The sequence below is a fragment of the Stappia indica genome (assembly GCF_001696535.1).
GTDB classification, from domain to species: domain Bacteria; phylum Pseudomonadota; class Alphaproteobacteria; order Rhizobiales; family Stappiaceae; genus Stappia; species Stappia indica.
Window position 1 is genome coordinate 377227 of record NZ_MBQE01000005.1, and the last position, 11425, is coordinate 388651.

Genomic DNA, 11425 nt, shown 5'->3' on the forward strand with positions numbered 1-11425 from the left:
CCTTTGCGGGCGGTCAGTAGTCCGCCCGGCCTCCCGACATGTCGAACACCGCGCCGGTGGAGAAGGACGCCCGCCGCGAGGCGACGAAGGCGACGATTTCCGCCAGTTCCTCCGGCGTGCCGAAGCGGTTCATCGGGATCTTCGCCAGCAGCTCCTGGACATAGCTTTCCGGCCAGCCGTCGAAGATGCGGGTGCGGATCGCGCCGGGGGCGACGCAGTTCACCGTGACGCCGGTGGTGGCGAGTTCGCGCCCCAGCGTCTTGGTCAGCGAGATCACCGCCGCCTTGCTCGCCGCATAGGCGGCGATGCGCGGGCCCGGCTCCTTGCCGGCAACCGAGCCGATGGTGACGATCCGGCCGTAGCCGCGCGACACCATGTCCGGGATCACCGCCTGGCAGCACAGCAGCGTGCCGGTGACGTTGACCTCCATCACCCGCGCCCAGTCCGTGCTGGCGAGTTCCGCCGCCGGCACATTGGGGCCGGGGATGGCCGCGTTGCACACCAGGATCGAGATCTCGCCGAGCATCTTGCGGGTGGCGGCCAGCGCGGTCGCCACCTCCTCCGGCGAGGTGATGTCGACGGCGCAGGAGTGGGTGGGGCCGATGTCGGAGAGCTGCTCGGCACTGTCCTGCGCCGCCTCGCCGTCCTGGTCCCAGATCGCAACGCGCGCGCCTTCCTCCAGCAGCTTGCGGGCGATGGCCTGGCCAAGGCCCCGGGCCGCACCCGTGACGATGGCGGAACGCCCCTTCATCGGTTGCCCTCCTGCTTCGCGGCGGACTCGCCCTTGCGGGCGCGCATCTTCTCGATCCAGTCGCCGATCTCGCCGACGAAGCCCTTGCGGAAGGCGAGGATGCAGGTGAGGAACACGACGCCGATGATCACCGACAGCCACTCGCCCACCTTGTCGGCGAGGAAGTTCTGCAGAAGGATCACGAAGAAGGCGCCGGCCACCGGGCCGCCCAGCGTGCCGAGGCCGCCGAGGATGCACATCATCACCACCTCGCCGCTCAGCGCCCAGTGCAGGTCGTTGAGCGACTCGTAGGACAGCGCCAGCGCCTTCAGCGCCCCGGCCAGCCCGGACAGGGCCCCCGACAGGGTGAAGGCCAGCACCTTGTAGCGGTCGACGTCGTAGCCGAGCGAGATGGCGCGCGGTTCGTTCTCGCGGATCGCGGTCAGCACCTGGCCGAAAGGCGAGGTGACGATGCGGTGGATCGCGAACAGCGCCAGCAGGAAGCAGGCGGCGACCAGGCCGTAGAGGGCCATGTCGTCCTGCAGGTCGATGATGCCGAACAGCGTGCCGCGCGGGATGCCGTGGAAGCCGTCGTCGCGCCCCGTCCACTCCATCTGCATGGCGACGAAGTAGATCAGCTGCGAGATCGCCAGCGTGATCATGGCGAAGTAGATGCCCTGGCGGCGGATCGCCACCGAGCCGGCGAGGAAGCCGATCAGGGCCGCCACCGCGACGCCGGCGAGGATGCCGAGTTCCGGCGGCCAGCCGAGATGCTTCATCGTCACGCCGAGCGCATAGCCGGCCGAGCCGAAGAACATCGCGTGGCCGAAGGACAGCAGCCCCGTATAGCCGAGCATCAGGTTGAAGGCCGAGGCGAAGATGGCGAAGCACAGGAGCTTCACGATCAGCATCGGGTAGATGAAAGCCGGTGCGACGGCGAGCGCCGCGACGGCCAGCACGATCATGAGGGTGCGGGTGTTGAGCATGGCCTGTCCTCACTGCTTTCCGAACAGGCCGTGCGGGCGAACCAGCAGGACCAGGATCATCAGGACGAAGATCGCGGTGGACGAGGCCTCCGGGTAATAGACCTTCGCCAGCCCCTCGATCAGGCCGAGGCCGAGACCGGTGAGGATGGAGCCGAGGATCGAGCCCATGCCGCCGATCACCACCACGCCGAAGACGGTGATGATGATGGAGTGGCCGATCTGCGGGGTGAGCTGCATCAGGGGCGCGGCGAGCACGCCGGCAAAGGCGGCAAGTCCGACGCCCCAGCCGAAGACCAGGGTGACCAACAGCGGCACGTTGACGCCGAAGGCCTGCACCAGGCTCGGGTTCTCCGTGCCGGCCCGCAAGGTCGCGCCGAGGCGGGTCCGCTCGATCACCAGCCAGGTGATGAGGCACAGGCCGAGCGCCGCGACGATCACCCAGATGCGGTAGATCGGCAGGCGCATGAAGCCGAGGTCGACCATGCCCTGCAGCGACGGCGGCACCGCGTAGCGCAGGCCCGAGACGCCGAAATAGACCCGCACGAAGCCCTCGATCACCATGGTCAGGCCGAAGGTGACGAGCAGGCCGTAGATGTGGTCGAGCTTGTAGATGCGCTTGAGGATCGTCCGCTCGATGACGATGCCGAGGCCCGCCGCCATCAGCGGCACCAGCAGCACGGCCCACCAGTAGCCGAGGCCGAGCGGCTGCAGCAGCAGATAGGCGAGGAACGCGCCCAGCATGTACATCGTGCCATGAGCGAAGTTGACGATGTTCAGCAGGCCGAAGATCAGCGACAGGCCGAGCGACAGCAGCGCGTAGAAGCTGCCGTTGACGAGGCCCAGCAGCAGCTGGCCGTAGAGCACGGGGGCGGGAACGCCGAAGATCTCGGTCATGGTCACACTCCCAGATACGTGCGGATGTCGTCGGCGCGGGCGGCAAGATCGGCTTGCGCGATCTCCTCGACCACACGGCCGTGCTCGATGATGAAGAAGCGGTCGGCGAGCGGGGCCGCGAAGCGGAAGTTCTGCTCGACCATGAGGATGGTGAAGCCGCGGGCCTTGAGATTCTGGATCACCCTGGAGAGCGTCTGCACGATCACCGGGGCAAGGCCTTCGGAGATCTCGTCCAGCAGCAGGATGTCGGCGCCGGTGCGCAGGATGCGGGCGATCGCCAGCATCTGCTGCTCGCCGCCGGACAGGCGGGTGCCGGGGCTGTGCGCGCGTTCCTTCAGGTTGGGGAACATCGCGTAGATCTCGTCGAGCGACATGGCCATGCCGCTGTCGGTCCGGGTCACCGGCGGCAGCAGCAGGTTCTCCTCGCAGCTCAGCGAGGCGAAGATGCCGCGTTCTTCCGGACAGTAGCCGAGCCCGGCCTTGGCGATGCGGTAGGCCGGCGTCGTGCTCATGTCCTGGCCGCGGATCTCCAGCCGGCCGTCGCGCCGGTCGAGAAGGCCCATGATGGCGCGCAGGATCGTGGTGCGGCCGGCACCGTTGCGGCCGATCAGGCTGACCACCTCGCCGCGGCGGACCGACAGGTCGACACCATGCAGCACGTGGCTCTCGCCGTACCAGCCGTTCACTCCCGTCAGGGACAGGACGGTCTCGCCCATCAGTGTGCCCCCTCCAGCTCGGTTTCGCTGCCCATGTAGGCTTCCAGGACCCGCGGGTCGGCGGAGACCTCGGCATAGGTGCCCTCGGCGAGCAGCGCGCCGCGCTGCAGGACCGAGATGCGGTCGCAGATGCCGGCGACGACCTTCATGTTGTGTTCCACCATCAGGATCGTCCGCCCCGCCGAGACCCGCTTGATGAGCTGGGTGACACGTTCCACGTCCTCGTGGCCCATGCCCTGTGTCGGCTCGTCGAGCAGCATCAGCCGCGGTTCCATCGCCAGGGTCGTTGCGATCTCCACCGAGCGCTTGCGCCCGTAGGGAAGGTCGGCCGCCTTGGTCTGGGCGAAGTCCTGCATGTCGACCTGCTCCAGCAGGTCCATCGCCCTGGCGTCGAGGCGCGACAGCACGCTCCCGGGAAGCCAGAACGCATAGGTCGGCGCGTGGCGCCGCTGCAGCGCCACGCGCACGTTTTCCAGCACAGTCAGATGGGGGAACGTGGCCGAGATCTGGAAACTGCGCACCATGCCCTGGCGGGCGAGGGCGGCGGGTTTCTCGCGGGTAATGTCCCGGCCATCGAATACGATCCTGCCCGCGCTGGGCGACAGGAACTTCGTCAGCAGGTTGAAGACGGTCGTCTTGCCGGCCCCGTTGGGCCCGATGAGGGCGTGGATATCGCCCTCCCGGACCCGCAGGGAGACGTCATCGACCGCCCGGAACCCGCGGAACTCCTTGCAGAGTCCAACCGTTTCCAGGATGTGGGTCATGGACTGTATGCTCAGCCCTTGTTGACCAGCGAGCACTTGCTCTGGTCGAGCGGCAGGAAGGCTTCCTCCGCCGGGATGGTCTCGAGCACCTTCAGGTAGTCCCAGTCGTACTGCGACTCTTCTGGCGTCTTGACCTGCACCAGATACATGTCGTGCACCATCATGCCGTCTTCGCGGATCTTGCCGTTCTCGGCGAACATGTCGTTGATCGGCATTTCGCGCATCTTGGCGAGCACCGTCTTGGCATCGGTGGTGCCGGCCGCCTCGACCGCGCGCAGATAGTGCAGCGTGCCGGAATAGTCGCCGGCATTGACCATGTTCGGCATCTTGCCGACACGCTCATAGAAGCGCTTGGACCACTCGCGGGTCTGCTCGGTGCGATCCCAGTAGAAGCCGTCGGCGAAGAGCAGGCCGGACGCCTGGTCGAGGCCGAGGCCGTGGATCTCGTTGATCAGCAGGGTGAAGGCCACCATCTGCTGGTCGCCGCCGAGGCCGAATTCCTTCAGCGCGCGGATGCTGTTGGTGGTGTCGGACGAGGAGTTCGACAGGCCGATCGCCTGGGCGCCGGACGAAATCGCCTGCAGGGCGTAGGACGAGAAGTCGCTGGCCATGAAGGCGGGATGCTTGACGCTGCCGGACAGCGTGCCGCCGGACGACTCGATGGCGCCGGTCACCGCCGCCTCGACCGACAGGCCGTAGGCGAAGTCGGAGACGATCAGGTACCAGTTGTTGACGCCGTTCGCCGCCAGCGCCTTCACCGGCGAGTTGGCGAGCGAGTAGGAATTGAAGGCAAAGTGGACGGCATTGGGCGAGCAGGCATCGCCCGTGATGCGGTCGGAACCGGCGCCGGTCACCACGACCACCTTGTCCTTGGACTGGGCGATCTCCATCACGCCGAGCGCGGCGGCCGAGTTCGACAGGTTGATCACCATGTCGGTGCCGCTGTCGAACGCCTCGCGCGCCTTGGTGACGGCGATGTCCGGCTTGTTCTGGTGGTCGATGAAGTCGGCGTGGATCGGCTTGCCGTTCAGCGTGCCGCCGAAGTCCTCGATCGCCATCTTCACCGCTTCGATGGCGCCCTGGCCGCCGTAGTCGGCGGTCGCGCCGGCCAGATCGGTCATCAGGGCGATCTTGACCTGGTCCTCGTCCGCGAGGGCAGGCATCGTCAGCACAGTGCTCGCCATCAGGGCGAACATGCGGCCATAAACCTTATTCATCGTGTTTCCTCCCGTTTCAGGCTCGCGAGCATGCAGGCGCATCGGCTGGTCCGGCGGGAAGTCCTCGGCTCCCTGCCGCCCTTGAGCGGATTGCCTTGTGTCGCGAGGGGGTGCGCAGATGCTCCCGAAACTTGCGCTTTGGCTTGGGCGGGGTGTCGCGGGTGCGACCCCAGCCGTTGCCCGACGAACGCTAGGGATGCGCAAGGCATGTGTAAAATAGATAATTGACATGCAAACCATAATTAAAAGACATTTCACGCCGACGGCACGCGGGGAGGCAAGGCGATGAAAATCCGGCAACTCGAGTATTTCATGCATGTGGTGAACACGCTGAACATCACCCATGCGGCAGAGCGGGCGAATGTCTCGCAGCCGGCTCTCAGTCGCCAGGTGCAGCTGCTGGAGGAGGAACTGGGCACCCGGCTCGTCGACCGCCGGCCGCGCGGCGTGGCGCTGACCCCGGCCGGCCAGCGGCTCGCCGATCATGTGCGCGCCCTGATGCAGAATGTCGAGCTTATTAAGGAAGACATCATTGCGGCGGAGACCATGCCGGCGGGCTCCTTGCGCATTTCCTCCGCCTATTCCCTGCGCGGGCTGCTGATCGCCGATGTGGTCGCCGAATTCCACCGCCTCTACCCGCAGGTCAATCTGGAGATCCACGAGGGCGTGTCGATCAACGTGCGCGAGGAGCTGGTCACGCGCCATGTCGACCTTGCCATCTATTCCGATCATGGCGCCTCGCGCGGGCTCAACCGGCAGGCGCTGTGCTCCGAAGGGCTGGTGCTGCTCGCGTCGCCTGCGGCGGGCCTGCGCATGGATGCGCCGGTGCCCAGCACCTCGCTGGTCGGGCTCGATCTGGTGCTGACCCCCTCGCCAAACGGCCTGCGCCGGGTGGTGGAGGACCTGTTGCCGCCGTCGGCCACCTTGCGCAATCCGCCGGTGATCGTGGAGACCAACTCGATCATCGTCGATCTGGTCTCGCGCGGCGGTCTGCACAGCATCCTGCCCTATAGCGCCTGCCATCAGGCCTATACGCGGGGCGAGATTTCCATCGCCCCGGTTGCCGGCGTCACCTGGCCTTGGGTCATCGCGACCTCGCGCGACCGGCCGCGCACCGCTGCCATGCGGGTCTTCACCGATCTTCTGCTCGGCCATGCCCGCCGGCTGGCGGCGGACGGGGTCTGGATCACCGCCGAGTTGCCCCCGGAGGACTGACTTCGCGCAAAACGCGAGGATTTCTGCGGACTGACCCCGCGTCGGCGGCCATTGGGCATAGATTAAACTGATCTTGAATTCACAGACATAACATCAGGTTATTCCAGACATATGCGCATTGATTTTGTCCTGTGCGCGCGAACATGCTTGCTTTCCCCGGAAAAGGCCGCATCCCGCGGGTGCCGGCCTGCCAATCCCGGGAGGAAAAATCCGTGGCAACAAACGCCCGTTCGGCCGCCGGCGGCAGCCTGACCCTGCCTGTCGGCAAGAACACGCCCAAGCGCCTCAATCGCAACGTTCCCGAGCCGACCCGCGACGACATGCTGGCGCTCGCCCGCACGATGTTGCGGATCCGCCGCTTCGAGACGCGCACCGAGGAACTGTTCAAGACCGGCGTCATCAAGGGCACCGCGCATTCCTCGGCTGGGCAGGAGGCGATTGCCGCCGGTGCCTGCCTGCCGCTGCGCCGCAGCGACTTCATCACCACCCATCACCGCGGCCACGGCCACTGCATCGCCAAGGGCGCCGACATCGACGGCATGATGGCGGAGCTGTGCGGCAAGCTCGGCGGCATCTGCGGGGGCATCGGCGGCTCGATGCATGTCGCCGATGTGGAGCTGAACATCCTCGGCGCCAACGGCATCGTCGGCGCCTCGATGGGGCTCGGCGTCGGTGCGGCGCTCGCCGCCAAGCAGCGCGGCTCGGACGACGCGGGCATCGCCTTCTTCGGCGACGGCGGCTCGAACGAGGGCATCTTCCACGAAGCGCTCAACCTGGCGGCCCTGTGGAAGCTGCCAATCGTCTTCTTCTGCGAGAACAATCTCTACGGCATGTCGACGCCCTTCGAGCAGGCGACGGCCGGCGGATCGGTGGCGGCGCGCGCCGCGGCCTACGGCATTCCCGGCGAGCGGATCGACGGCAACGACCCGGTCGAGGTCTATGCGGCCGTCTCCGAGGCCCTGGCCCGGGCGCGCGCCGGCGAGGGGCCGACCCTGATCGAGGGTCTGACCTATCGCCACGGCGACCATTCCGTGCGCGGCAACCTGCTCGGCTACCGGACCGACGACGAGATCCGCAAGTGGCTGGACGAGGACCCGCTGACCCGGCTGGCCCGCCGCCTTGCCGAGGACTGGGACGTCGATGCGAAGGAGTTCGCCGCGCTCGAGGCGGAGGCGTCCGAGGAGATCGAAACGGCGATCACCAAGGCCGAGACCCTGCCCGAGCCCGAGCTGCCGATGCTGTTCGACAAGGTGCTGGCGCCGCGCCGCACCCCGCCGGCACCGCCCGCGCCGGGCGCGCGCGCGATCACCTATACCGAGGCGGTGCGCGAGGCCATCGCCCAGTCCATCGAGGGCGATGACACCGTCTTCCTGATGGGCGAGGATGTCGGCCCGGTCGGCGGCACCTTCGGCGTCACCCGCGGCCTGTTCGACAAGTTCGGTCCCGACCGCATCATGAACACGCCGATCTCCGAGGGCGTGATCTCTGGCGCGGCCGTCGGTGCGGCCCTGTCCGGTCGCCGGCCCATCGCCGAGATCCAGATCTTCGACTTCGTCACCTTCATGATGGACCCCATCGTCAACCAGGCCGCCAAGCTGCGCTTCATGCTCGGCGGCAAGGCCTCGGTGCCGGTGGTGTTCCGCGGTCCCCAGGGCGGCGGCATCCGCCTGGCGGCCCAGCACTCGCAGTCGCTGGAAGCCTGGTTCGCCCACATTCCCGGCCTCACCGTGCTGGCGCCGTCCACGCCCTATGACGCCAAGGGCCTGCTGATGGCGGCGATCCGCGACGACAACCCGGTCGTCTTCCTGGAGCACAAGCTGCTCTATCTCGGCGGCGCTTCTCCGGTGCCGGAAGCGCCCTACGAGATCGAGATCGGCAAGGCCGACATCAAGCGCGAGGGCACGGATGTGACCGTCATCGCGACGCTGGCGATGGTCGAGCGCGCCCTGTCGGCGGCCGACACGCTGGCCCGCGAGGGCATCAGCGTCGAGGTGATCGACCCGCGCAGCCTGCGTCCGCTCGACATGGACTGCTTCGTGCGCTCGGTGAAGAAGACCAGCCGCTGCCTCGTCGTGCACGAGGCCTGGCGCACCGGCGGCCTCGGTGCGGAAATGGCCGCGCAGATCACCGAGGAGGCCTTCGACTGGCTCGATGCCCCGGTGGAGCGCATGGGCTCGGCCGAGGTGCCGATGCCCTATAACGACCGGCTCGAGCGCGAGGTGATGCCGAGCGCCGCCGGCATCGCCGAAACGGTGCGCCGCATGTGCCACCGCGATCTTGCGGGGGCCTGAGCCATGAGCGTCAACATCCTGATGCCGGCCATCTCGCCCTCGATGACCTCGGGCAAGCTGGTGCGCTGGCATGTCGAGCCCGGAACCCGGGTGCGGCAGGGCGACATTCTCGCCGAGCTGGAGACCGACAAGGCGGCGATGGACATCGAGGCCCCGGCCGACGGCGTGCTCGAGACGATCCTCGTGCCGGGCGGTACCGCGGACGTGCCGGTGGAGACCCCGATCGGGATCCTGGCCAGCGGCGTGGCCGAGCCGGCAGTCGAACCGGCAGTCGAACCGGCTCAGGCGCCGGCTCCCGTTGTTGCCCCTGAACCGGCTCCTGTTGCTGCCCCGGCTCCGGCCCCGGCCGCGGCCGCGGCGGCTGCTCCGGCCGTCGATCCTGATGCGCCGCCGCGGCGGATCTCGCCGCTGGCACGCCGTCTGGCGCGCGAGATGGGCGTGGAGACGGACGGCCTGCGCGGCACCGGCCCGAAGGGCAGGATCCTTGCCGCCGACATCCGCGAGGCGGCCGAGCGGCCCGCACCCGCACCTGCGCCGGCACCCGCCGTTGCCCCTGTTGCCACGCCTGCTCCGCAGGCAGTCCCTGGAGGCGAGGTGGAGCCGCACACGGCGATGCGCCGGACCATCGCCCAGCGGCTGGTCGAGGCCAAGCAGACCGTCCCGCACTTCTATCTGGAGGTTCGCTGCGAGGCCGATGCCCTGCTGGCCCTGCGCAAGGAGCTGAACGCCGCGCTGGCGGCTTCCGGGTCGGATGCGAAGCTGACGGTCAACGATCTGGTGATGAAGGCCTATGCGCTGGCCATCGCCCGCACGCCCGATGCCATGGTGACCTGGAGCGAGGCGGGTCTGGTGCGTCACACCAGCGTCGATATCGGCCTGGCCGTGGCGCTCGAGGGCGGGCTGATCACGCCGATCCTGCGCGATGCGGCGCGGCTGTCGCCCGGCGCCCTGTCGCAGGCCGCGCGCGATGCCATCGCCCGGGCCCGTGCCGGCCGGCTGATGCCGGAGGAGTATTCCGGCGGCCTTGCCGGTCTGTCCAATCTCGGCATGTACGGCGTCAGTGCCTTCTCGGCGATCATCAATCCGCCGCAGAGCATGAACCTTGCGGTCGGCACCACCGAGACGGAGCTGGCGCTGCGCGACGGCCAGGCGGTCGAAGTCCAGCGCTTGCGGTTGACGCTGTCGGTCGACCACCGCGCCATCGACGGCGCGGTGGGCGCGCAGCTCTTGCAGCAGCTCAAGACGCTGATCGAGACGCCGCTTCTGCTGGCCTCGTGAGATGGCGATGCTGGAGGAACTGTTCGACCTCGGCGGCCGCGTCGCGCTGATCACCGGCGGCGCGCGCGGCATCGGGCTGGAGAGCGCACGGCTGCTTGCAGAGGCAGGCGCCGCCGTGGCGCTTGTCGACCGGGACGGGGAGGCGCTGGAGGCGGCCGCGGCCGACCTTCGGGCCGGCGGCGTGCGCTGTCTTGCCGTCACCGCCGACATTGCCGAGCCGGCGCGCCTGCCTGCCGTGGTCGAGGAAGTCTCGGATTGGGCCGGTGCGCCGGACATCCTGGTCAACAACGCCGCGCTGGTGCAGCGCGTGCCGGCGACCGAGCTGACGCCCGACATGTGGCGGCAGGCGATGGCGGTCAATCTGGACGCTGCCTTCGAGCTGAGCCGTCTCGTCCAGCCCGGCATGGCCGCGAAGGGCGGTGGGGCCATCGTCAACATCGCCTCGATCATGGCGCTGTCGGGCGGCGGCTTCTATCCCATCGCCTCCTACCACGCGTCCAAGGGCGCGATGGTCAACCTGACCCGCGGGCTGGCAATGGAGTGGGGGCCGCTCGGCATCCGCGTCAATGCGGTTGCGCCGACCTGGATCCGCACCGACTTCAACCGGGCGTTCCTCGACCAGCCGGGCGTTTCCGAACCGCTGCTCGCGTCCATGCCGCTCGGCCGTTTCGCCACCCTGCGTGACGCGGCCGCGGCCGTGCTTTATCTGTGCGCCCCGGCGGCGGCCATGGTCACCGGCCATGTGCTGCCCGTCGACGGCGGCTATCTCGCCCACTGACGACATTATGGGAGGATCCATGTCCGTCACGCAAAACCACACCGGCATCACGGTGGCCGACCTCGACCGGTCCGAGGCGATGTTCCGCGATCTCTTCGGCTTCGAGACGATCTCGCGCGCGCCGCGCGACCCGGACACCATCTCGCGGGTGATCGGCGTCGCCGGCTGCGAGGTCGAGATCGCCTACATGCGCAACGGCACCGCGACGGTGGAGCTGCTGTGCTACTCGGCGCCGCAGGAGCGCGGTGACTTCCGTCCGCGTCCCTGCGATCTCGGCTCGCTGCATCTCGGCTTCGATGTCGACGACATGGACGAGATGCTGAAGCGCTGCGCCGAGTGGTCGCTGGACCTTCTCGGCGATGTGGTGGTCGTCAGCGCCGGCCCGAACAAGGGCAAGCGCATCGCCTACCTGCGCAATCCCGGCGACGGGGTCGTGCTGGAGCTGATCGAGCGCTGAGCCGCCGCCGATCTGGATTGTCCTGCGTCCGGTGCCCGGCCTGACGCCGGATGGACAGACGCCCGCGAGGAGCTTCCTCGCGGGCGTCTTGTTTTTCGA

11 protein-coding genes are annotated in these 11425 nt (G+C 68.1%); 5 read left to right on the top strand and 6 right to left on the bottom strand.

Going from position 1 to position 11425, the window contains the following annotated elements; genetic code table 11:
- Positions 1 to 13: 13 nt before the first annotated feature.
- From BBX35_RS19195 to BBX35_RS23250, 6 genes are read right to left on the bottom strand one after another with little or no spacing between them, the layout of a single operon-like run.
- Positions 14 to 751, bottom strand: a complete 738-nt coding sequence (locus tag BBX35_RS19195; protein WP_067223529.1) for an SDR family NAD(P)-dependent oxidoreductase — start codon at positions 749 to 751, stop codon at positions 14 to 16.
- Positions 748 to 1716, bottom strand: coding sequence for a branched-chain amino acid ABC transporter permease (locus BBX35_RS19200; protein WP_067223531.1), 969 nt, complete (start codon positions 1714 to 1716; stop codon positions 748 to 750). The genes BBX35_RS19195 and BBX35_RS19200 overlap by 4 nt, the downstream gene beginning before the upstream one ends.
- Before the next feature lie 9 nt (positions 1717 to 1725).
- Positions 1726 to 2610: a branched-chain amino acid ABC transporter permease gene (locus BBX35_RS19205; protein WP_067223533.1), complete on the bottom strand. Its 885-nt coding sequence runs from the start codon at positions 2608 to 2610 to the stop codon at positions 1726 to 1728.
- A gap of 2 nt (positions 2611 to 2612) precedes the next feature.
- Positions 2613 to 3326: an ABC transporter ATP-binding protein gene (locus tag BBX35_RS19210; RefSeq protein WP_067223536.1), complete on the bottom strand. Its 714-nt coding sequence runs from the start codon at positions 3324 to 3326 to the stop codon at positions 2613 to 2615.
- The gene (locus BBX35_RS19215) at positions 3326 to 4090 is read right to left on the bottom strand and encodes an ABC transporter ATP-binding protein (RefSeq protein ID WP_067223537.1); all 765 of its coding nucleotides are present in this window, start codon (positions 4088 to 4090) and stop codon (positions 3326 to 3328) included. Before BBX35_RS19215 ends, BBX35_RS19210 begins: the two co-directional genes overlap by 1 nt.
- 11 nt (positions 4091 to 4101) lie before the next feature.
- A complete protein-coding gene (locus BBX35_RS23250) occupies positions 4102 to 5307 on the bottom strand; it encodes an ABC transporter substrate-binding protein (RefSeq protein WP_083206439.1) in 1206 nt (401 codons plus the stop codon).
- Positions 5308 to 5592: 285 nt separating this feature from the next.
- Between BBX35_RS23250 and BBX35_RS19225 the strand changes: the two genes are divergently transcribed.
- From BBX35_RS19225 to BBX35_RS19245, 5 genes are all read left to right on the top strand, one after another.
- Positions 5593 to 6522 carry a LysR family transcriptional regulator gene (locus BBX35_RS19225; RefSeq protein WP_067223540.1) on the top strand — a complete coding sequence of 310 codons (930 nt, stop codon included), beginning with the start codon at positions 5593 to 5595 and terminating at the stop codon, positions 6520 to 6522.
- A 212-nt stretch (positions 6523 to 6734) separates the two neighbouring features.
- Entirely contained in the window at positions 6735 to 8813 is a 2079-nt protein-coding gene (locus BBX35_RS19230; RefSeq protein WP_244271668.1) for an alpha-ketoacid dehydrogenase subunit alpha/beta, read from the top strand.
- Positions 8814 to 8816: 3 nt separating this feature from the next.
- Complete coding sequence (locus tag BBX35_RS19235) at positions 8817 to 10091, top strand: dihydrolipoamide acetyltransferase family protein (RefSeq protein ID WP_067223543.1); 1275 nt, start codon at positions 8817 to 8819, stop codon at positions 10089 to 10091.
- A gap of 7 nt (positions 10092 to 10098) precedes the next feature.
- Positions 10099 to 10869 carry an SDR family NAD(P)-dependent oxidoreductase gene (locus tag BBX35_RS19240; RefSeq protein WP_067224033.1) on the top strand — a complete coding sequence of 257 codons (771 nt, stop codon included), beginning with the start codon at positions 10099 to 10101 and terminating at the stop codon, positions 10867 to 10869.
- Positions 10870 to 10888: 19 nt separating this feature from the next.
- Positions 10889 to 11326, top strand: coding sequence for a VOC family protein (locus tag BBX35_RS19245; protein WP_171901495.1), 438 nt, complete (start codon positions 10889 to 10891; stop codon positions 11324 to 11326).
- Positions 11327 to 11425 lie beyond the last annotated feature (99 nt).

What these genes read in the sequence shown, in the direction of transcription:
- BBX35_RS23250 (WP_083206439.1), bottom strand. Translation starts at nt 5,307, where the DNA reads ATGAATAAGGTTTATGGCCGCATGTTCGCCCTGATGGCGAGCACTGTG.
- BBX35_RS19225 (WP_067223540.1), top strand. Translation starts at nt 5,593, where the DNA reads ATGAAAATCCGGCAACTCGAGTATTTCATGCATGTGGTGAACACGCTG.
- BBX35_RS19235 (WP_067223543.1), top strand. Translation starts at nt 8,817, where the DNA reads ATGAGCGTCAACATCCTGATGCCGGCCATCTCGCCCTCGATGACCTCG.
- BBX35_RS19200 (WP_067223531.1), bottom strand. Translation starts at nt 1,716, where the DNA reads ATGCTCAACACCCGCACCCTCATGATCGTGCTGGCCGTCGCGGCGCTC.
- BBX35_RS19210 (WP_067223536.1), bottom strand. Translation starts at nt 3,326, where the DNA reads ATGGGCGAGACCGTCCTGTCCCTGACGGGAGTGAACGGCTGGTACGGC.
- BBX35_RS19240 (WP_067224033.1), top strand. Translation starts at nt 10,099, where the DNA reads ATGCTGGAGGAACTGTTCGACCTCGGCGGCCGCGTCGCGCTGATCACC.
- BBX35_RS19245 (WP_171901495.1), top strand. Translation starts at nt 10,889, where the DNA reads ATGTCCGTCACGCAAAACCACACCGGCATCACGGTGGCCGACCTCGAC.
- BBX35_RS19215 (WP_067223537.1), bottom strand. Translation starts at nt 4,090, where the DNA reads ATGACCCACATCCTGGAAACGGTTGGACTCTGCAAGGAGTTCCGCGGG.
- BBX35_RS19195 (WP_067223529.1), bottom strand. Translation starts at nt 751, where the DNA reads ATGAAGGGGCGTTCCGCCATCGTCACGGGTGCGGCCCGGGGCCTTGGC.
- BBX35_RS19205 (WP_067223533.1), bottom strand. Translation starts at nt 2,610, where the DNA reads ATGACCGAGATCTTCGGCGTTCCCGCCCCCGTGCTCTACGGCCAGCTG.